This is a genomic window from Aureimonas sp. Leaf454 (assembly GCF_001424685.1).
In the GTDB taxonomy this organism is placed as follows: domain Bacteria; phylum Pseudomonadota; class Alphaproteobacteria; order Rhizobiales; family Rhizobiaceae; genus Plantimonas.
In genome coordinates, this window is sequence record NZ_LMQT01000022.1 from 132932 (window position 1) to 153917 (window position 20986).

Sequence of the window (20986 nt, forward strand, 5' to 3'; positions counted from 1 at the left end):
ACAAGCAAAAGGCCCCGGATCCGCGCAGATCCGAGGCCTATATTTGAGAGAGAAACCGTTTATACTTTATTAGGTATTTCGTCGTTCAGACGCCGATGCCGTAGCCGAGGTAGCGCATCGAGGAGACCGGATCGTAGCCGAGGCGCATCTTGAGCTTCTTGCGGAGCTTGGAGATGTGGCTCTCGATGACGTTCTCTTCGACGTTCTCGTCGAAGATGCCGTAGATGGCGCTGAAGAGCTGCTGCTTGGAGACCCGGCGACCGCGGTTGGCGACCAGGTATTCGAGGATGCGGCGCTCGCGGCGGGGCAGCATCATCGGGGCGCCGGCCACTTCGGGATCGCGACCATCGGCGAAGACGCAGATCTCTTCGACCACGGTGCGGCCCTTGTCGAGCTGGGCGTCGCGGCGGCGGATGGCGCCGACCCGGGCGAGGATTTCCTTGACGTGAACGGGCTTGGCGACGACGTCGTCGATGCCGGCCGCGAAAAGGTCGAGCGTGGAATTCAAAGCCTTGGACTCGGCCAGCGCGATCATCGGCGCCGACGAACGGCTGCGCACGAGGCGGGTGAAGGCCGAACGCTCCGGGAACTCGCCGAGCAGGAAAGCTTCGACGGCCGAGATGTCGGTGTCGGGCGCAGTCTCCACCCAGTCGCGGAATTCGTTGACCTGAAAACCGGCCGCCGAGACGCCTTCCGTTCCGAACAGCGACTGGTAGCCGCTGGTGACCAATTCACGATTATCGACCACTACGATCATCTCATCCACCTGCGCCGCCTGGGTTTCTCTGGATGTATTGATACCGGGTTAAGCCGTTTTCTCGCTATCCCTAAAACTCACTATATGGTTAACCACACCTTACCGAGGCCGCTCGAAAGAACATCATTTTCAACAGTTTGGCCTGCAATTGGGCAGGTTTGGAAAAGTTCCACAAGGCTCGAAACAGGTTCACCCATGCCTCTTTTCGGCCCTGTCAAGAGTGGGTGGCACGGCTGCACCCGTGCGATGCATCCCCGTCACATCCCACCTGTTCCACCGCTGTTCCGGACGCCATGAAAAAACCGGCCCGCGAAGCGCGGGCCGGTTCCAACTTGTTCCGTCTCGATGATGCGAACGGTGCCTAGAGAAAGGTCGAGCTACCTCGTCTTTTCTGCGCCTCGGGCATTCCCTCCATGGGACGGTGTCCGTCGCGCGAGGATGGCTGGCCGCCCGAACCCGATCCCCGCTCGAAGCCGCGTTCACCGGAAGCGGAGCCGTTCGCGCTGCGCTGGCCCTCGCCGGAGGGTCCCTGCTGCGTGGAGCCGTTCGCGTCGCTGGCAGCCCCCGCACGCGTCATCTGGGCGGCGGAGTCGCGGGAAACGATCGAGATGGACGCCTCGTCCATCGAGAAGCCGGCGTGCTCCAGAAGCTTCTTCAGGCCGGCGCGATCATTGCCGAGGGCGACGGCCGTCTCAGCCGAGCTCGCGGCGAGTTCCAGCGTCAGCCGGCCATCGACCAGACGCATGGAGACTTCGAGCTTGCCGAGGTTTTCCGGCTGGAGCTGGATCGTCAGGGTCTTCAGCGCGGCGCCGCCGGCCGTGAGCCGGAGATGGGTCGCTTCGGAGGGAAGATCGGCCGGCCGCTGGCCGCCGCTGGCCGGTCGGAAGGCATCGATGATGCGGTCCGCGATCTGTCCGGTCATCGAGCCTGCCGCCGGAATCGGGATCATCGACGCGGTTTCGACGTCGGTGCTCGGCGTCACGTCGGAGCGCGCCGCGGCCCGGCGACCTTCGTCGATCGAGGTCCGCGCCGACCGCCGATCCTCGCGGCCATCGCGGCGCTCGGTCTCGCCGTCCTGTCGAAGACCCGCGCCTTCGCCGGTCGAGAGGCGGGCCAGCGTCTCGTCGAAGCGCGTCGTCGGGCCCAGCGCATCGGAGGACGCCCGGCCGCGGTCGAATGCCGCTGCGCTTGCGGTGACGGACGCGGACGTGGACGCGGACGCGGACTGGCCCGTGTTCGAGGCCGCACCGGCCGCGCCGGCGCCGCGCCGCATGGACGAGAGGACGCTGTCGAGCCCGTCCCGGCTCGGGGGCGGCGGAGCCGCGATCCCACCCTCGACGAGCACGACGTCGTCGACGCGCGGCTCGAAATGCGTTTTTATGTGCAGAACCTCGAGCCCGACGCCGCCGGCCCCGCCCGTCTTCCCGGACGCAGCGGCTTCGGCAGCGCCCGCACCGAGCGGGGTGATCACCAGCCGCTCCTCGAGGGCGCCGTCGAAGGTCGTCCCCTCTTCGGGCGCCGCGGCCAGGGCGACGGCGGCCAGGGCGGCGGCATCGGCCTGCGACAGCGTGGACAGGCTCGGCTCGGCCGGCGCGGCGCCCTTCCCGTCGGCCGAAGCCTTGCCGCCGCCCGCCTGAGCGACGAGCCCGGCGGCCAGAAGCAGGCGGCCGAGGAGATCGGCGGCGGGGGTCGTTCCCAGATCCTGCGCCGTTTCCTCCCGGGGCGCTGCATCCTCGGCGGCGTCGTCCTTGCCGGACTTCGCCTTCGTCGCCTGGTGTGACGAGGAGGAACCCGAATCGGGCTTCGCCCGAACCGCGCCGTTCTCGCCGCCGCCCGATGCGGGGCCGGGCTTCTCGCGCTCGCCTGCCTTGGCCGCGACCTCGCGCACGGCCACCTCGAAGCCCGCGTCGGCGGAGCCGTTGTTCGCAGGCGCCGGCGGCGGCGCGAGGTCGAGAGCGGGCATGCCTCCAGAAATCTTCACTTCTGTACCTTTCCGAGATCGCTCTGGACCTCGTCCAACAATTTCTGCGCGCGTTCGAAGACCGGCGACGCGTTCGCCATGTCCGCATCGTCGCCGGCGTCCTCGGGCGGATCCAGAGGCCGCTCGATCCCCGCGACCACCGAATGGGCGGCATCGAGCAGCTTGATATCCTCCGGATGCAGCTCGGCGCGGTCGATGGCGTCGAGCAAGGCCGCGGAGTCCCGCGTCACGGTCTTACCGAGGCGCGCGGCCGTGGCGTAGAGCTCCGCCCGCTGCTTCTCGGCGGCGGGCATGCCGTCGATCGCGCCCGCGGCATCGGACGCGAGTTCGGCGAGCTTCAGCTTGCCGTCGACCAGCGAACGTCGCGCGACCGCCAGGAGGAGACCGCGGCGCGAATCCGCCGGCAGGCGGTCTGTCACGTCGAGGATCGTCGCCACGGACACGTCGGGATCCTCGTTCTTGCGTCCGGCGTAGACGGCGGCGAACCGCGCCTCGAAGTTCGCCGAATAGGACGACCGGGCGTAGCGGTCGAAATACTGCCGGGCGAGCCGATCGGCGGTCGGTGCATCGCCCCGTCCCTCCGCGATCAGGACCTCCATGCGCAGGGCCGCCTCTTCGATGAGACCACCGGGCGCCAGGAGCCTGGCCTGATCGAGATTGCGAACGGCGCTGTCGGGGTCCTTCATCTGCTGGATCTGACCGAGCACGAGATAAAGGTGAGCCGCCAGACCCGGCTCCATCCCGTCGAGATCGACGGTCGCCAGAAGCCGTCCGGCCTTCTCCAGGTCGTTCTGGACATAGGCCAGGGCGCCGTCCAGCAGCGCCTTGCGCTCGGCGTCGAAGTCTCCGGTCTCCATGAGGCGACGCAAGACGTCCGGCGGTCCGCCGCTGAGGACGAAGAGCACGGCGGCGCGCTGGTTGCGCTCGTCGGCCCAGACGGTGCGGTCGGCGGCCAGAAAGACGGGGCCGAAGCGTCTGAGCAAGGCCGACTGGACGCGAATGGCGCGGCCATTGCCGCGTGCGACCTGGTCCTGGAGAAACTGGATCGTGCGGATGATGTCGTAGGGCGCGGGTCCGCGCTCCGCCGCGAAGACGGGAGCGGCCTCGCCCAGAGCGCCCTCGGCTGCCGGGGGCGGCGGCGCGGCCCCGCCGGCGGGTTCGGCGGATGCGTCGTGCGGGGCCCCGCCTTCAGCCGAGGCGGGCATCGCCTCGTGCTCGGGCACGATCTCGGGCGTCTCGGCCTCGGGTTCCCCGGGCCGTGCCGTCGCCGTCTCGGCCGCCGGCTCGCCGAGGATCGGAGCGGCCGGCAGAGAAACCGGCGCTGCCGCCGCTTCGCCATGACCCGCCGCGCCCTCTGCGGGAGCGGCGGCGAGGGCGTCGGCCGACGGGCGGTGGCTGTCCGCCGACCCGGTCGGTGCCGGCTTGGCGATCTGGCCCGTGACGATGGCGTCGAGACCGAGGCGCGCGGCATCCTCGATGCGGGTGACGCCGAGCGAAAGCGAGGGCGAATTCGGCGCCTTGAAGGAAAGCGGCGCCAGCAGGACCTCGGTCGAGAAGCGATCGGCTTCCGGCCGCGCGATCTCCTGACCGCGTGCCGTTGCCGCGGCGCCGGCCAGAGCCAGCACCGAAACGGAGAGGCCGAGCCAGGATCTCATGCGGCGGGCTCTCGCAGCAGGATCTCGATGCGGCGGTTGACGGCGCTGAACGGATCGGCGGCATCCTTCAGCTGGCGATCGCCATAGCCTTCGATGGCATCGACACGATTCTCGTCGAGACCGCCGCGCACCAGCATGTAGTAGGCCATGTGGGCGCGCGCCGTCGACAACCGCCAATTGTCGTAGTCGGGTCCGGAATAGGGCCGCGCGTCCGTGTGGCCCCGGATCACGATCTCACCCTTGCGCGCCTCGAGGAGCTTGGCGATCGTCTCGACGAGCTTGATCGCTTCCGGCGTCGGCTTGGCCGATCCGATCTGGAACATGCCGGAGGTCAGACTGTCGGCGAGCTGGATGGTGACGCCGCCCTCGCCCGCCGAGACCTTCACGCCGTCCGCCGAGCCCGGTGCCGCAGCCTTGATGGCGGCCTCGATCGAGGCCGCATCCTTGGACGCGGCGTCGGCCGCGGACATGTCGGTCTTCGCGGGCGTCTCGGCCTCGACCGGACCGGCCGGCTTGACCGGAGCCTCGACCACCGTCTTGGCGAAAGCCTGGACCGGCTCGCCCTTGTCGGAGAGCTCCGACGGCTGCATGGTCGAGGTCGCGTCGGATTTGGCCACGTTCGGCTGGAGCTGCCAAGACGAGGGATCGAAGGGATCGCGATAGGCCTCGCCGCCGTTCAGGCCGGGCAGGCCGGACCCGTCGGGAACACCCTTTTCGCCCGCGTTATCCTTGCCGACACCGCCTTCGGCCGCGATTTCCGCGAGCACGGCATAGGGATCGCGGAACAACGATTCCTCGGTACCGCCGGTCGCACCGCCGCTGACGGATTTCGCCTCGGACGGCGGTGCGTCCGGCACCGCGCCCGGCGTCGTGCTGGAGCTCGGCGCCTGGGGCACGGGCTCGCCGGGATCGAGGCCCATGGTCTGGGGCGTCGAGGCGTTGAGCTTGATCGGATTGAAGTATTGCGCGATCTGCTTCTTGGAGGCGTCGTCGGAGACGCTCGTCAGCCACATCACGAGGAAGAAGGCCATCATGGCCGTCATGAAGTCGGCGAAGGCGATCTTCCAGGCGCCGCCGTGATGACCGTCCTCGCCGTCGCCGCCGCGCTTGACGATGATGATGGACGGCGGCAGCGGGGCCGCGGGGCTGGTGGAACTCACGAGAGAGCCTCTTCCAGGGCGAGCTGCCAGGACGACAGGCGCGATTCGATGACGGTGTTGTCGGCATCGATGCGCAGGTCGGGCTGGGTCTCGTCGGCTTCGAAGGACAGGAGCTTGGCGTGATCGCCGAGCTTGGCCTTCAGATCGACGAGGAGATCCTTCGGACCCGTGGCGGAAATCTTGTACGCCGCGCCGTCGAGCGCGATCGTCTTCACCGCTCCGACGAGTTCCTCCAGCGTCTGGCGACGCCGCGCGTCGAGGGCGAGCGGACGCAGGACGCTGGACAGACTGACTTTGATCGTTTCCTCCAGGATCGCCATCTGGAGCACCATGAGATCGGCGAGCCGATCGCCCTGCTCGGTCGTCCAGGCCGCGCGAGAGGTCGAAAGGGCCTGCGCGTGGGTATCGGCGAGTTCGGCGCGGACCGCCTCCAGGCGGGCTCCGAGGGAGGCCTCTGTCGCATCCGAGCCGAGCCGGCGGCCGATTTCGATGCCGTCCTCGCGAGCGGCGGCAACCGCCTCGGCCAGGGCTTCGGCATGGGCCTCGCGCTCGGCGGCCCAGGCGGCGCGCTCGGCCTCGACGATGCGAAGCGCGATGCGCGGTTCGGTCATGACGCGGGGCGAGACGGTCTCGACCGGACGGGACGTCTGGACGGAGGGCTTGGACGGACGCACGGCGCCGGCCGAGCCGTTCGTCAGAAGCGTGACGCCTTCGGCCTCGCGCATCGACGAGGTGCCGGACGATCCGGCGGGACGGGCGGGCGCCGCCGGGCGCGTCGCCCGCGGCGCCGTGCTCTGCACGACCGGAAGGGCGGGACGCTGAATGGGGGCTGCCGGGCGGGGCGCGGGCTTGCGGGTCGGCGCGGCGGCCATCGGGGTGAAGTCGTCGCCACCGGTGGCGGCGAAGTACTGCGCGAGAGGGATCATGGATCAGGCCGCCTCTTTCTGGTGAATCCAGTGCTTCAGGATCGAGGCCGCCTGGGCCTCGTCGAAATCGATGAGCTTCTCGAGGCGGGCCTGCGGCGAGTTCGCCTGGCTGCGGGTGAGGTCCTCGAGAAGATCGGCATCCATGCCGCCGTAGCCGCCCATGGCCGCCATGCCGCCGGTCATGTCGTTGCCGAGCATGCCGCCCATGGCGCCGTCGAATTCGCCGAGGCCGGCATTCTGGAGCTCGATGGAGCCGCCTTCGGCGCCGGCTGCCGCCGCGGTCGGAGCCGCGATGGCGCGGATGGCGGGCTTCAGGCCGAACCAGATGAGGAGAACGGCGACGACGAGGATGGTGAGCGCGTTGATGAGCGTGCCGGACTGGCGCATCAGCATCTCGCCGACACCCATCGGCTCCACCGGCTCCAGCGTCTCGCCGTTGGAGGCGAAGTCGACGGCGGTGACCTCGATCTGGTCGCCGCGGCCTTCGGTGTAGCCGGAGGCGGAGATGACGAGCGCCTTGATCTCGGCGAGAGCGGTGGCGACCTGCTCGGGCGTCGCCCCCTCCCCGATCGTCTCGGCGAGGCGCTTGCGGTTCACCACGACGGCGACGGAGAGCTTCTTGACGTCGTAGCCGTCGCTGATCGTCTGCGTGGTCGTCTCGTTGATCTCGTAGTTGGTCAGCTCCTCGCGGCGCTCCTTGGCCTCCGAGGACTGGTTGCCGGCGTCCGCACCGCCTGCGGCGGCCGCTTCCGGCACATTCTGGTCGACGGTCGCGGGCGGGGCGCCGGCCTTGTCCGAGGACTGGCCCGTCTCGCGGACTGTGCGGGTGGAGCGCTCGACGCGCACGTCGGGATCGAAGGTGCGGGCGTTGATGCTCTTGCGGTCGGTGTCGAGCCGCGCGGTGACGCTCGACTGGAAGTTGGCGATGCCGAGATAGGGGGCGAGGGTCTGGCGGATCGAGTCCTCGACGCTGCGCGAGACGATGCCTTCGATCCCGAGAAGCTTGGAGGGCGCGGCCGAGGTCGAGTCGTCGCCGGAGGCGAGAAGCGTGCCGTCGGTGTTGAGGACGGTGACCTCGTCGACGTCCATGCCGGGAATGGCGGAGGCGACGAGATGGCGGATGGCCTGGGCGGAGCCGAAATCCTCCGCGCCGTCGGTGCGGATCACGACGCTGGCGGAGGGCTTCTGCGTTTCACGCCGGAAGGAGCCGGCTTCGGGCAGGACGATGTGGACGCGGGCGGCGCGAACGTCCTTCAGGGTCTGGATCGTGCGGGCGATCTCGCCTTCGAGGGCCCGAACGCGCGTCACCTCCTGCATGAACGAGGTGAGGCCCATCGAGCCCATCTGGTCGAAGAGTTCGTAGCCGGCATTCTCCGAGCGGGGCAGACCCTTCTCGGCCAGCAGCATGCGGGCCCCGGCGGTCTGCGAGAAGGGCGTCGACACGCTGTCGCCGGCGGCGTTGATGTCGAAGGAGATCCCCGCCTCCGTCAGTTCCGCGCCGATGCGGCTGACGTCCTGGCGGTCGAGGCCGGTGTAGAGGACCTCCATGTCCGGCCGACTGAGATAATAGGCGCCGAGGCCGACCACCGCGATCACGAGCAGTCCGATGATCGCCATCGCGCCGAGCTTCTTGGCTCCAAGCGCGGAGAGGTTGTCGAGGATTTGTTGCGCTTGCGCGCCACCGATCATTGCCATGGATTGCCGCCTGCCTACCGCGAACCGATGCGTTGCAGGGACAATCTCGCCTTTGAAGCTTGTGCGGACGTGATGGAGCTTTAAGGCCGGGTTAATAGCTCGGACCGAAGCGGAATGTGATGCGTCGCCCGAACGAAAACGCCCCCCGAACCGTGAAGCTCGGGGGGCGCTAGAGGTGTCGATGCCGCTGGGAACGATGAGTTCTAAGTGACGCGACCCGTATTTTGTTCAGGTTCCGAGCGGCTTACTGGAAAAGCCGGAGGATGTTCTGGGTGCCGGAGTTGGCGATCGAGAGCGCCTGGACGCCGAGCTGCTGCTTGGTCTGCAGAGCCTGGAGACGGGTCGACTCCTCGCTCAGATCGGCATCGACGAGGTTGCCGACGCCCTTGTCGATCGTGTCCATCAGCGTGTCCACAAAGGAGTTCTGCAGTTCGATCCGGCTTGCGACCGCACCGAGCTTGGCGGCCGCCGTCGTGATCGAGTTGATCGCCTCGTTGACCACCGTGATGTAAGCCGAGAGAACGGCCTTGCGCTGCGCGGCCGTCGTGACGCCGGCGGTCGTCAGTGCGGTATCGCTGATGTTGATCGTGTCGACCGAGATCGTGTCGCCGCCCGAAGAGGCGACCGCGTTGCTCACGGCGACCGTGCCGGTGCCCGGGGTAGACTTGGCGATCTTGATGAAACCGCTCGAATCCGACGCGGTCAGTCCGGTCACGCCCGCAGCAGTGAAGGCGGTGTTGATCACCGTCGCATAGTTCGCGGCGGAGGAGACGACGCCATCCGTCGTGGTGAGAGCCGTGCTGATGATCGCCTTGTTGATCGTGACCTTCTTGGCCGTGCCGCCATCGACGGCGACGTCAAAGGTGACCGTATCCTGATCGTCGAACGTCATCGGTCCGGTGAACGTGGAGTTCGTCTGCGTGAAGGCGGCGGCGGCCGTCGTGGCGGCGGTACCCGTCGCCGTTCCGGCGGTGAGACCGCCATTGGCCGCCGTCGCGCCGTCGCCATCGACGCCGAGGACGCCGCTGATGCCGAAGGCGACGTTCTCGCCGCTGGCGGCGGTCGTGAAGGTCAGCGCGGTGTTGCCGCCGTTCTGACCGACGATCACCTTGCCCGTGCCCAGCGCGACGTCCAAGGCGCTCTGAACGGCGGTCTGGAAGGTCGTCAGCGATGTGACGCCCGTCGTGTTGACCGAAACCGCGATCGGAGCGTTCGTGCCGCCGCCCGCGGTGGACAGCGTTGCGTTGAAGGTGATGCGGTCGCCCTGGGCAAGGGTCGAGCTGCCCGCAGCGTATGCACCGGCGGTCAGAACAGCGGCGGTCGACGTGCCGGCGGTTCCGGCGATCAGGCCCGTGTTGTAGTTTTCGACGTTGGCGACGCCAACGGTTCCGACGCCGACAGTTGTTCCCGTGACCTTGTAGCTGTTGATGTTCTGGAAGCTCACCAGCTTGTCGGCACCCTTGCCGACGGTCTGGACGAGCACGTTGGCGGGTACGTCGGGATCGACCGTGATGGTGACGTCGGCTGAACCGGCCGAGGCGTTGAAGGCCGTACCCGTGTTGACGTTGAGAGCGGCGCGGACAGCGGCGTCGAGTTCAGACGCATAGGTTGCAACCGTTCCGTGCGTCGCCGGACCTGTCATACGACCACGGTAGGTCTCACTACCGTAGCGGAAGTCGAACTCGATATAGTCGTTGGCGTCGGGCGTGTCGGCAGGGGCTGCCGGCGCGAAGGTGATACGCGACGGTGTCGCGGCTCCACCCGTGGTCAGCGAGGTGCCAAGAAGTCCGCCGGTGGCCGTCGACTGCACGATGGCGACGCCATCGCCGTCCAAGGCTGCGACGTTGGTGACGTTGATCGAGGCGCCGCTGCCGGTCGCCGTCGTCGTCAAGGTGATGACGCCGCCGACATCCGTCGCGGAGAGGCCGGTGACGCCGGCGTTGCCGAGACCCGTGTTGATGGCGGCCACGAAGTTGGCATCGGAGGATTTCGCCGTGGCGTCGACGGTCACCTTGACCGGAACGACGGCCGCGCCGTTCAGCGAAAGATTGAACGTGATGCGGTCATTGACCTGGAGATTGGTCCGATTGATCGTGCCGAACGTGTTCGTCGCGGCGACGGGACCCGCAGTGACGATACCCGCCGTCGCGCTTGTCGCAGTGAGGCTCTGAAGTGACGGGGCGCTGCCCGTGGCATCGGTGCCGCCGACGGTCAGCGCGGTGCCGTCGGCAGCCTTCAGGGCCTTGCCGCCGTCGAGGATGCCGTTGGCCGTCGTGCTGGAATCGTAGAGCTTGATCGTCGTCGTGTCGACGGCGACCGTGCCGATGGACACTGCGCCCTTCGCATCACGCGAGAAAGAAGCAACGATTTCCTTGCCGGAATTGTAGCCGGCGACGGAGGAGTCGACCGAGAGCCAGTTCTCGCCGGAGAAGATCGAGGACGTGGCGATCGACTTCAGCTGGTCCTGGAGCGCCTTGACTTCGTCCTGGATGACGTTGCGGTCGAGGCCGTCCTGCGTGGCGGAGGTGAGCTTCGACTTGATCTGGTCGAGAACTTCCTTGGCCTTGTTGAGGCCCTGATAGGCGGTGTCGACGGTCGCGGCGCCGAGGCCGAGCGCGTCCTTGACGGTCGAGAGCGACTTGTTGTCGGACTTCAGCGTCGTGGAGATCGCCCAGTAGGCCGCATTGTCCTTGGCTTCGCCGATCTTCAGACCGGTCGAGATGCGGTTCTGCGTGGTGTCGAGGGCCTTGTTCGTCTGCTGCAGGGTGCGCAGAGCGGTGGTGGCCGAGGCATTCGTGTTGACGGACGTCATGGGTTTAGTCCCGTAAAATCAATACGTTGGGACAGGCTGGATCGGGCCAGCATAGCGGCGCGGCATCATGCCTAAGGTCGGGCTTCATTTGTGCCGGCGACCCATTCGCTATGGGTTCAAACTAGGCGGCCACCCTTAACGCGGTGTGAAAAAACGCCCCGCGTTGAGACGGCATGCTCCTTTTTTGACATCGGCGGGACCAAGGATGCGTCGGCGCCTTAACCTTCCGTTTACTCGAAGGTAATCTTTCCTATCCGGGATCAAGCAAAAGGCCGACATCCCGATGTGAGGGGATGCCGGCCTGCAAAGAGGCGTCTTCGGTCGTCCGTCGGCAGACGATCGGCCGTCGCTAGAAGAAGGAGCGCACCAGCGATCCCGTCAGCATGTTCCAGCCGTCGATGAGGACGAAGAACAGGATCTTGAAGGGCAGCGAGATCACGGTCGGGGGCAGCATCATCATGCCCATGGACATGGTCAGCGTCGCGACGATGAGGTCGATGACGAGGAAGGGCAGGACGATCAGGAAGCCGATCTCGAATCCTCTGCGCAGTTCGGAGATCATGAAGGCCGGAATGAGGACGCGCAGGTCCACGAGAACCGGCGCGGTCTGGGCCCCGGGGAGCGCGGCCTCGCGCACCGGCTCGACCCGGTCGCGGCGATGGGCCTCGTTGAGATCGTCGAAGAGGGCGAGGTCCTGCGGGCGCACCTGCTTCATCATGAAGTCGCGGAACGGGTCGGAGATGCGCTCGAACGCCTGCTGCTCGTTGATCTCGTTGTCCAGCAGCGGCTTCAGGCCCTGGCTCCAGGCCTGGTCGAAGGTCGGCGACATCACGTGGAAGGTCATGAACAACGACAGCGAGATGAGGATCAGGTTGGCCGGCGTCGACTGCAGGCCGAGCCCGGAGCGCATGATCGACAGCGCCACCACGATGCGCGTGAAGGACGTGATCATGACGAGGAGGCCCGGCGCGATGGACAGGACCGTGACGAGGCCGAAGAGCTGGATGACGCGGCCGGAGATCGAGGCGTCGCCCGCGGGGATCAGGGAGGACAGGCCGCTGTCCTGGAGGAGCGTGTTGGCGTCCTGGGCCAGCGCCGGCGCAGCGCCCGCGAGGAGGATCGCCAGCGAGCCGGCGACCCATCCGAGGCGGAGATGGCTGCGCCTCATTGCGCGACCATCGACTGGATGAGGTAGTCGGTGATGGCGGGCGAGCGCAGGCGCGCGCGCTCCTTGAGGTCCTCGCGCAGATGCAGAAGCCCGCGCGCGCCCTCGATCTGGGCGAGATCGACCGTGCGCAGGAAGGTCATCGTATCGGCCTGGATCTGCGCGGCGAGGACGTCGACGTTCTCGACGTCCTTGGCATGGAGGACGATCGAGGCCTCGATGCGGATCAACGTCTTCGGCGGCGTCGCGATGTTGGTCATGACCGGCAGGAGCTTGACGAGCATGATCGGGTCGGCCTCGGTGCCCCCGTCGACCTTCTCGTCGGCCGTGGCGGTCTCCGCCGCCGTTTCCGCGCCTTCGGTCGCGGCGGCTGCGGCGGTCTCGTCCGGCGTCGGCGCCGGGTCGGGCTTGGCCGCGCCGATCAGCATGCCGACACCGGCCCCGCCGGCGATGGCGACGAGGGTCAGGACCGCGACCGCCGCGATGGTCGGCACCATCTTGCCCTTGGACGATTTCGGCCCGCTTTCCGCTTCGGCGGCAATGGCGGCCAGAGCATCGGCGCTGACATCGGACATGGATCTCGTCCCCTCATGGGAAGGATGGAACGTCGCTCGTCGAGCGCGTCCCAAAAACAGGCCGTCATGGCCGTCCAACCCGATCCGGATTACGCCGCGACCCTATCGCGAGCCTTGCGCGCGTTAACCGATCCTTCATCCTTTGCGGCCGCCGGCAGAATGCCGGTCTTCGGAACGAGAAACGGCGCGGGAAGTGCTCCCCGCGCCGTCCGGTCGTCGATCGTCTCGTTCCGGCCGAAGCCGGACGGGTCAGTAGGGCAGCGCGCGGTCGAGGACCTGCTGGCCCCAGCCGGGCTGCTGCAGCTCGGTCAGGCGGCCGCGACCGCCGTAGGAGATGCGCGCTTCGGCGATCTTGTCGTAGGAGATCGTGTTGTTCGGCAGGATGTCGCCGGGCCGGATGACGCCGGCGATCTGGAGCACGCGAACCTCGTAGTTGACGCGGACCTCCTGCTGGCCGGAAATGAAGATGTTGCCGTTGGGAAGCACCTGCGTCACGAGCGCGGCGACCGAGAGGTTGATCTTCTCGGACCGGTCCACCGTCCCCTTGCCGGTCGCCTTGGTACCACCGGTAAGACCGAGCTTGCCACCCAATGTGCCGAGCGACACGTCGTTGAGGGCGCCGTCGAAGTCGAGACCGACATTGACCCCGGAATCGCGCGAGCGCTTGGAGTTGTTGTCGAGCTCGGCCTTGTCCTGGATTTCGATCTTCACCGTGACGATGTCGCCGACATTGAGGGCGCGCGTGTCGCGGAAGAAGTCGGCGGTCGAGTCGGTCCAGAGCGAATTGGCGCGCCGCGGGGGCGTGCGCGTCATTGGAAAGCTCACGGGCTCGACATAGGGCGCGTATTGCTGGAGCCCGGCGCCCGGCGCCGAGAGGGCCGGTTCGGTGTTGAGATCGGGGCGCGTCGTCGTGCAGCCCGATACGGCGAGCGCGGCGACGACGGAAAGGGATGCGAGACGCTTCACGATTTGGCTCCAGGCTTGGCCGCCGTCGTCGCGACGTCGCCGTCCTTGCTGGTCTTCTTGACGATCAGCGCGGCGAGCTCCGAGGCGACGCCGGGCGGCATTTCGGACAGGATGCCGCTCGCGGTTCGCGACTTCAGCTTGGTGAGGACCGAAGCCGCCATCTCGCGGTCGATCGAGGCGAGCTGGGCCGCGGCGGCGTCCGGCTTCATCTTGGCGTAGATGTCGACCATGATGGCGCTGGTGGAGTCCAGGAACGCCTGCCGCTGCTCGAGCCAGCTCTGGTATTCCTGCCGCTTGGCCTCCAGCGCGTCGATCTTGGCGTCGACCTCGGCTTCGAGCTGCTTCAGCCGTTCGGTCTGGAGGGCCAGGCGCTGGTCCTTGGCGGGGTCGGCGATGGCCGAGCAGTAGCGCTCGACATCGCTCTGCTCGGGCACGTCCGGCACCACGGGCTTGCCGTCCTCGCCGATGACGCGGACCTGCTTGGGTCCGGTGTCCACCGGCTTTTCCACCTTGCCCGGCTGGTTGGCCTTGGAGCCCTCCGCGAGCGTCGTGGCGGGAGCGAGGAGCGCGAAGGCTCCGACGAGGAGGAGACGACGGATCTTCAGGGATGCGGTCTTTTCGGTCATGTCACTGCACCACGAGATCGGCCTGAAGGGCACCGGAGGTTTTGATCGCCTGGAGGATCGCGATGATCCCGGTCGGCTTCAGCCCGAGCCGATTGAGGCCCCGAACGACGGTGTCGAGATTGGCGCCGGCGACATAGGCGAAGTTCCCGCCTTCCTGCTGCGCGTCCACGGTGGTGTTGGAGGTGACGACGGTCTGGCCGTCCGAGAAGGGCTCGGGCTGCGAGACCTGCGGCATTTCCGTGATCCGCACCGTCAGGTTGCCGTGGGTGACGGCGACCGTCGAGATCTGCACGTCGTTGCCGATCACGACCGTTCCGGTGCGCTCGTCGATCACCACCTTGGCCGACTGTTCCGGCTTGATCGTGAGATCGCCGAGATCGGCGATGAAGCGCGTCGAGGAAACCTTGATCGGACGCGTCAGCGAGATCGTGCGAAGATCGTTCTCGCGGGCGACGGGCTTGCCGTATTTGGGACCGGCGAAGGCATTGATCGCGTCGACGATGCGGATCGCGGTGCGATAGTCGGGGTTGCGCAGTTCCATCGTGATCTGGTCGGTCTCGACGTCGGCGCGCTTGACTTCGCGCTCGATGATCGCGCCGCCGGCGATGCGGCCGGAGGTCGGCACGCCCTGCGTGAGAGACTCGCTCTCGCCCTGGCTGGTGAAGCCGGTGACGGCGAGCGAACCCTGCGCCACCGCGTAGATCTCGCCGTCCGGGCCGTAGAGGGGAGTCATGACGAGCGTGCCGCCCATCAGCGACTGGGCATCGCCGAGCGAGGACACGGACACGTCGATGCGCGAACCCGTTCCGATGAAGGGCGGGAGATCCGCGGTCACGACGACCGCCGCGACGTTCTTGGTGCGGGGATTGTTGGAGCGCACGTTGACGCCCATCCGGTCGAGCATCGACTGCAGCGACTGCTCGGTGAAGGGCGAGTTGCGCAAGCTGTCGCCGCTGCCCTGAAGGCCGATGACGAGGCCGTAGCCGACGAGCTGGTTGTCGCGCACGCCCTTGATCGTCGTGATGTCCTTGATGCGCACGCCGCCGGTGCGCAGCGCGTCGAGGCCGGGGCGCTGCGGCCGGAACGACTCGCGCGCCCCGATGCCGGCTTCCATCGCGATGCCGGTGTCGACCGCGTCGTAGTCGGCCGCCCCGGCGATGCCCTGCCCCGCCGCCGTGACCTGGCCGGCGATGGCGAGCGTGAGAGCAAGGCGCTGAAGGAGCCGGATCATGGAGCGAGGACCTCGATGGAGCCATCCTTGGCGACGACGCCGGAGATGGTGACGCCGCTGTCGGCGTTGCGAACGCGCACCGTCTCGCCCTCGGCCGCCGATGCGAGCGGCAGGCCGACGGCGGTGATGAAGACGCCGGGCTCGCGGTAGACAATCGGCGTCGGCACGCCCGAGCGCACGAGGTCGGGCGACTTGAGGTCCGACAGCATGATCGGCTTGTTGGGAAGCAGCGTGCGCTTGGCCAGCATGTCCGTCAGCATGTCGGTTTCCACGACATAGGCGGCGAGCTTGTTGCCGGGCACCTTGAAGCGGACGGACGTGACGCCGCGATCGAGAATGTTCTGGCCGGGATAGATCACGACGCTGGGGACCGGCAGCTCGATCTCGGCCGCGAAGGCGCGGACCGGGATCGCAAGCAGCACGAGCGCGACGACGAAGAGACCGAGCGCGTAGAGGGTGACGACCGTCCGTTCCCATTTCGAGGCCCATTCCATGGCGGGTCGCCTTCCCTGACGCTTGATGTGGATGTGAAGGGCGCCGAGCGCCGCCGGCCGCGTCGGCCGGATGGGACGAAGGTCGCCGTCGAACGGTGCGGATCCGATCGAGAGGGTCTGCCGCGCCCTCGCCCGGCCGGATGGGCCGGACCTGCGATGCGACGATCGCGGGGCGCCGGACCGCCGTGCGGTCGCGGTGTCCCGCCCGTGCTTAGCGGATGCCCTTGGACACGACGCCCGACATCTCGTCGGCGGCCTGGATGACCTTGGAGTTCATCTCGTAGGCGCGCTGCGCCGAGATCAGCTCGGAGATTTCCTTGACGGGATCGACGTTGGAACCTTCGAGGTAGCCCTGGTGGATCACGCCGAAGCCGGGATCGCCGGGAACGCCCGCCACGGGACCGCCGGACGCCGTCGTCTCCTTGAAGAGATTGCCGCCCTGCGCTTCGAGGCCCGGCTCGTTGGCGAAGTTGACGAGCGTCAACTGTCCGAGCAGCTGCGGGTCCTGGCCCTGCTGCGTGGCGTAGACCTCGCCGGACGCGCTGATCGTCGTCTTGATCGTGTTCTCGGGAATCGTGATCTCGGGATCGACGAGGAACCCGTCGAGCGTGACGAGCTGGCCCTGACCGTTGGTGTTGAAGGCGCCGTCGCGGGTGTAGAGCGTGTCGCCGCCCGGACCCTGGATCTGGAAATAACCGTTGCCGTTGATGGCGAGGTCGAACGTGTTGCCGGTCTGGTCGAGCGTGCCCTGGATGTGCGTCGTGCGGATAGCGGCGGTGCGAACACCGAGGCCGAGCTGCGCGCCCTCCGGAACCACGTCCTCGCCGCCGCGCGTCGGAACGCCCTGCATGCGCTCGACCTGGTAGAGAAGATCGGTGAATTCGGCGCGGGCACGCTTGAAGCCCGTCGTGTTGATGTTCGCGATGTTGTTCGCGATCACCTCGACATTGGTCTGCTGCGCGTTCATGCCGGTGGCGGCGATGGCGAGAGCTCTCATCGGAATGGGTCCTTAAATCGCCATGCGGGAAAGTTCGAGATAGGCGGTAACCACCTTGTCCCGGATGGTAACGGCGGTCTGGAGCGTGCGCTCGGCCGACATCACGGCCTCGACGACGGCCTGGGTGGAGGCGTTGCCCTGGACGCCCTGGATGGACATCTGTTCGGCCGACTTCATCGTGTTGATCGCATCGCCCGCGACCTCCTTCATGACGGAGGCGAAGTCCTGCGAGGCGGCGGCCGGCGCGCCGGAGAAGGCCGCGGCGCCCGCCCCTTGCGTGGCGGAGATGCCGGACGTCTGGAGGCCGGGAAGACCGGAGCCGATGGCGGGGATCATGATCGTCAGCTCCTGAGGAGATCGATGGTCATCGAAATCAGCTCGCGCGATTGCTTGATGACGTTGAGATTGGCTTCGTAGGACCGGTTGGCCTCGCGCATGTCCGCCATTTCGACGAGCATGTTGACGTTCGGCATCTTGACGTAACCGTTGGCATCGGCCGCCGGATTGCCCGGATCGTGCTCGGTCAGGAACTCGGAACCATCGGTGCCGTACTTGCCGATCTTGACGAGGTCGGCGCCGCTGATGCGGTCGAGCTCGCTCGCGAAGGTGACGGTCTGCCGACGATAGGGATCGGCGCCGGCGGTCTTGCCGGTGGAGCGGATGTTGGCGACGTTCTCGGAGACGATCCGGAGACGGTTCGACTGCGCCTCGAGGCCGCTCGCGGCGATCTTGAGCGAGGAGAGGATCGGATCGGACATCGCGCTCAGCCCTTCGTGGCGGTGAGGAGGAAGCGGTGGAAGGCTTTCACCACGGATGTGTCGAGCGCGAAATCGCGGGAGATTTCGCCGGCCTTCAGCATCTCCTGCTCCAGGCTGACCGAGTTGCCGGAATGAACCGTGCCCCAGGTGCCCTCGTCGACCTCGTCGACCGCGACGGCCCGCCCGCTGACGTCGGACAGGTGCAAGGGGCTGCTCCCGGCCATGGCGAGACGCGTCGTCTCCATGGCTTCGGAGAAGTCCTCGATGTCCTTGGCTCTGAATCCCGGCGTGTTGACGTTCGCGATGTTCTCGGAAACGACGACCTGGCGGTTGGACAGCCACTCCGCGCGGCGGGAGGCTAGTCCGAAGAGATAGACCTGGTCCAAGGGATTCCCCATTCGGCGTGTCTTGATACTGCTTGTTTAAGGTCAAGCACTTGTCCGAAGCTTGCCGGCGTCCGGCCCGCAAAAAGCCGACACTCTGCATCGCGTCGGAAACGCTTACTTAAGGGAACGGATGTCATCGTGCCGGACAGGACGTTGGACCGTCGAGGAGAAGCAGAATGGCGCAGGGCATGATGACGGCCAGTCAGACGCCGCGCGGAAGCGAGTTCCTGTCGGTGCGTGTCGGCATCCAGGAATTCATGATCGACATCATGCAGATCCGCGAAATCCGCGGCTGGATGACGTCGACTCCGATGCCGCATTCCCCCCCGTCCGTCGTCGGGATGATCAACCTGCGCGGGACGATCGTTCCGGTGATCGACATGGCCGAGCAGCTCGGTCTGGGCGGCTCCGATCCGAGCCCCTCCTCCGTCGTCGTCGTCGTGGAATTCCACGGCCGCCTGGTCGGCCTCCTCGCGGATGCGGTCTGCGACATCATCATGGTGTCGGACGACATGATCCAGCCGACGCCCGATGTCGGCGACAGCCAGGCCAGCGATTGCCTCGGCGGCATGGTCATGATCGACGGACGCATCGTCGGGATCGTGTCTCTCGAGGCGATCCTGCCATGCTCGCAGCTGCAGGCCGCCTGACGGCGCCACCCGGCTCCCCGACCGCCCCGCCACACACGAAAAGGTCCGGACATCGATACCGATGTCCGGACCTTTTCGTGTGTGCTGGCTGGTGAAGCGGCTCGTGCGCGGCGGGCGGACCGGCCGCCCGATCAGACGCGTCGCGACAGCCGGGCCTTTGCGATCGCCTCGCGCAGCGCTTCGGTCTCGGCGTCGGGATCGCCGGCACCTTCGGGATAGGCGAGATAGGTGATGGAGACGGCAGCCTGGGTCGCCGTGAGGCTGAGGCGGAAGTGGACCGTCACGCCGGCATGGCTGAACTCCATGGCGAGATCGATGGTCGCAGGCCCGCCCCAGAGCAGGATCGCCTCCCCCTCGTTGGCGAAGCGCAGCGTTCCGACCTTCAGGAAGAGTTGGGCCGAGGACTGGACGATGTCGGCGATGTTGCCGAAGCGATCGAGCCGGAGGAAAGCGACGTAGTCCGCCGGCTCCACAAGCCGAAGCTCCGCAACCACCTCCGAAATGCCTTCGGCGAGGAGTCTCTCGCGTTCGGCCGTGTGCTTGTTGCGGACGTTCAGCATGAAGTGAGAACCCATAGACACCGTCCAACGGATGCGAATGCGACGTAAGTCCCGGAGGCGCACCTCGACTGCGGGGCTTTGATGAAACCGCGAACTTCGGGGTTCGCGGCAATGCCCTCTTCCCCGAGTTCAGCCGCGAGGCCGCTGGCCGGGGTCCGTGCGCGCGGGCGACGTGCACGGTCGTCTCGACGTCTGCCTTCACACCCCCGCATCCTCGGGCGGCAGACCGTCGTCGTCGGGTCAGGCGGCGCCTGCAGATCCTCTCGAAGAGGACTTCGACTGCAGGAAGTAGATGAGCTCCGCGACAGCCTTGAAGAACTGCGAGGGGATCATCTGCTCGATTTCAACATGATCGTACATCGACCTTGCCAGCAGCTTGTCTTCGATGACGGGAACGTCGTTGGCTTCGGCGATTTCGCGAATTTTCAGCGCGATGAGGTCGACGCCCTTGGCGACGACCACCGGGGCGCCGCCCTCCTCGCGCGAATATCGCAGGGCGATCGCGTAGTGGGTCGGGTTGGCGATGACGAGGGTCGCCTTCGGGACTTCGGCCATCATGCGCTTCTTGGTGCGCTCGCGGGCGATCTGGCGCTGGCGCGCCTTGACCATCGGATCGCCCTCGGCCTGCTTCATCTCGTCCTTGATCTCCTGCTTGGACATGCGCAGGTCGCGCTTCCAGTGGATGCGGGAGAAGAGAAGATCGGCAGCCACGAGGACGAGCGTCGCGATCGAAACCGCCGACAGAAGCTGCATGGCCAGCGTCAGAAGGGTCTCGGGCAGTTGGGCGGGATCGGTGAACATCGTGTTCACCGCGGTGTGCAGGCGGCTGGACAGCAGCGAGCTGACGATGACGATGACCGCGCCGAACTTGAAGATCGCCTTGCCGAACTCGGTGAAGCCCTTGACGCCGAACAGACGGCTCCAGCCCGAGACGGGCGAGACGTTCGACCATTTGGGGCGAATGCGCTCCAGATTGATCTGCGGCGGGTTCTGGAGAACGGAGGCGAGGATGCCGGCGACGACGAAGAAGCTCGTGGCCGGCAGCACGAAGCGGGCGCAGTCGAGGCCGACCATGCGGAGAAACTGCAGGGCGTCGACGCCATTCTCAATGTTCCACTGGACAGGGTTCTCGAACGTGGCCTTCAGGCTCGTCAGCAGTTCGCCCGTGATGCCCCGCGCCTGAAACCCGACAAAGGCCATGGACGCGAGGAGAGAGCCGAGGATCGGTGCTTCACGCGAGAACGGCAGACTGCCCTTCTCCACCGTGTCGCGGATCTTCTTCTCGGTGGCTTCCTCTGTCCTTGAGTCCTTGTCTGCGGCCTCCGACACTTCGACCCTGCCCTATCTCGCCTTAAGAGTTCGCTTCGGGACCGGAAAGGCGGCGACGCCTTTGTCCCGGACCGTCAACGAAGCGTTACGCACGGCGGCTTGCGCGGAGCCGTGCAGACGAGGAACGAGGTCGAGGACGCCGTCGCGGCGAGGCCGGGGTCATGCCAGGGTTCATGCCAGGGTTCATGCCGGAGTCATGATCGGGAGCAGGACGGAGATCGTGAAAGGTCGCGGGGGCCGGCGCTCGTTCCGTGGGAAAGCTC

At 67.0% G+C, this 20986-nt stretch carries 20 protein-coding genes; 1 reads left to right on the forward strand and 19 read right to left on the reverse strand.

Features of this window, described 5'->3' with window-relative positions; translation table 11 throughout:
* Window positions 1-85: 85 nt before the first annotated feature.
* From ASG43_RS17130 to flgB, 17 genes are all read right to left on the reverse strand, one after another.
* Window positions 86-757, reverse strand: coding sequence for a response regulator transcription factor (locus ASG43_RS17130; RefSeq protein ID WP_056507692.1), 672 nt, complete (start codon window positions 755-757; stop codon window positions 86-88).
* A gap of 361 nt (window positions 758-1118) precedes the next feature.
* Entirely contained in the window at window positions 1119-2720 is a 1602-nt protein-coding gene (locus ASG43_RS17135; protein WP_056507693.1) for a flagellar hook-length control protein FliK, read from the reverse strand.
* A gap of 14 nt (window positions 2721-2734) precedes the next feature.
* Complete coding sequence (locus tag ASG43_RS17140) at window positions 2735-4393, reverse strand: hypothetical protein (protein WP_056507695.1); 1659 nt, start codon at window positions 4391-4393, stop codon at window positions 2735-2737.
* Window positions 4390-5553, reverse strand: a complete 1164-nt coding sequence (locus tag ASG43_RS23770) for a flagellar motor protein MotB (protein WP_056507697.1) — start codon at window positions 5551-5553, stop codon at window positions 4390-4392. Before ASG43_RS23770 ends, ASG43_RS17140 begins: the two co-directional genes overlap by 4 nt.
* Window positions 5550-6479, reverse strand: coding sequence for a hypothetical protein (locus tag ASG43_RS17150; RefSeq protein ID WP_056507698.1), 930 nt, complete (start codon window positions 6477-6479; stop codon window positions 5550-5552). The genes ASG43_RS23770 and ASG43_RS17150 overlap by 4 nt, the downstream gene beginning before the upstream one ends.
* Before the next feature lie 3 nt (window positions 6480-6482).
* A complete protein-coding gene (fliF, locus tag ASG43_RS17155; protein ID WP_056507699.1) occupies window positions 6483-8168 on the reverse strand; it encodes a flagellar basal-body MS-ring/collar protein FliF in 1686 nt (561 codons plus the stop codon).
* A gap of 250 nt (window positions 8169-8418) precedes the next feature.
* Window positions 8419-10986 carry a flagellin gene (locus ASG43_RS23640; protein WP_056507701.1) on the reverse strand — a complete coding sequence of 856 codons (2568 nt, stop codon included), beginning with the start codon at window positions 10984-10986 and terminating at the stop codon, window positions 8419-8421.
* A gap of 349 nt (window positions 10987-11335) precedes the next feature.
* Window positions 11336-12154: a flagellar type III secretion system pore protein FliP gene (fliP, locus tag ASG43_RS17165; RefSeq protein WP_056507703.1), complete on the reverse strand. Its 819-nt coding sequence runs from the start codon at window positions 12152-12154 to the stop codon at window positions 11336-11338.
* Window positions 12151-12726 carry a flagellar basal body-associated FliL family protein gene (locus ASG43_RS17170; RefSeq protein ID WP_056507705.1) on the reverse strand — a complete coding sequence of 192 codons (576 nt, stop codon included), beginning with the start codon at window positions 12724-12726 and terminating at the stop codon, window positions 12151-12153. The genes fliP and ASG43_RS17170 overlap by 4 nt, the downstream gene beginning before the upstream one ends.
* Before the next feature lie 249 nt (window positions 12727-12975).
* Window positions 12976-13692 carry a flagellar basal body L-ring protein FlgH gene (flgH, locus tag ASG43_RS17175; protein WP_056507706.1) on the reverse strand — a complete coding sequence of 239 codons (717 nt, stop codon included), beginning with the start codon at window positions 13690-13692 and terminating at the stop codon, window positions 12976-12978.
* Window positions 13689-14318: a MotE family protein gene (locus ASG43_RS17180; protein WP_056507708.1), complete on the reverse strand. Its 630-nt coding sequence runs from the start codon at window positions 14316-14318 to the stop codon at window positions 13689-13691. Before ASG43_RS17180 ends, flgH begins: the two co-directional genes overlap by 4 nt.
* A 1-nt stretch (window position 14319) precedes the next feature.
* Window positions 14320-15549, reverse strand: a complete 1230-nt coding sequence (gene flgI / locus ASG43_RS17185; RefSeq protein ID WP_082491007.1) for a flagellar basal body P-ring protein FlgI — start codon at window positions 15547-15549, stop codon at window positions 14320-14322.
* Window positions 15546-16043, reverse strand: a complete 498-nt coding sequence (gene flgA / locus ASG43_RS17190; protein ID WP_056507711.1) for a flagellar basal body P-ring formation chaperone FlgA — start codon at window positions 16041-16043, stop codon at window positions 15546-15548. Before flgA ends, flgI begins: the two co-directional genes overlap by 4 nt.
* A 211-nt stretch (window positions 16044-16254) precedes the next feature.
* Window positions 16255-17040, reverse strand: coding sequence for a flagellar basal-body rod protein FlgG (flgG, locus tag ASG43_RS17195; RefSeq protein ID WP_056507713.1), 786 nt, complete (start codon window positions 17038-17040; stop codon window positions 16255-16257).
* 12 nt (window positions 17041-17052) lie between these two features.
* Window positions 17053-17376: a flagellar hook-basal body complex protein FliE gene (locus tag ASG43_RS17200; RefSeq protein ID WP_056507714.1), complete on the reverse strand. Its 324-nt coding sequence runs from the start codon at window positions 17374-17376 to the stop codon at window positions 17053-17055.
* 5 nt (window positions 17377-17381) lie between these two features.
* Window positions 17382-17798 (reverse strand): flagellar basal body rod protein FlgC, encoded by a 417-nt coding sequence (gene flgC, locus ASG43_RS17205; protein WP_056507716.1) that lies wholly within the window; start codon window positions 17796-17798, stop codon window positions 17382-17384.
* A 5-nt stretch (window positions 17799-17803) separates the two neighbouring features.
* Window positions 17804-18184 (reverse strand): flagellar basal body rod protein FlgB, encoded by a 381-nt coding sequence (flgB, locus tag ASG43_RS17210; RefSeq protein WP_056507899.1) that lies wholly within the window; start codon window positions 18182-18184, stop codon window positions 17804-17806.
* A gap of 176 nt (window positions 18185-18360) precedes the next feature.
* Between flgB and ASG43_RS17215 the strand changes: the two genes are divergently transcribed.
* A complete protein-coding gene (locus tag ASG43_RS17215; RefSeq protein ID WP_244488143.1) occupies window positions 18361-18834 on the forward strand; it encodes a chemotaxis protein CheW in 474 nt (157 codons plus the stop codon).
* Between the two features lie 131 nt (window positions 18835-18965).
* On the opposite strand, the gene ASG43_RS17220 is transcribed toward ASG43_RS17215, so the two are convergent.
* Window positions 18966-19409 (reverse strand): hypothetical protein, encoded by a 444-nt coding sequence (locus ASG43_RS17220; protein WP_056507717.1) that lies wholly within the window; start codon window positions 19407-19409, stop codon window positions 18966-18968.
* A gap of 225 nt (window positions 19410-19634) precedes the next feature.
* Complete coding sequence (flhB, locus tag ASG43_RS17225) at window positions 19635-20723, reverse strand: flagellar biosynthesis protein FlhB (protein ID WP_056507718.1); 1089 nt, start codon at window positions 20721-20723, stop codon at window positions 19635-19637.
* Window positions 20724-20986 lie beyond the last annotated feature (263 nt).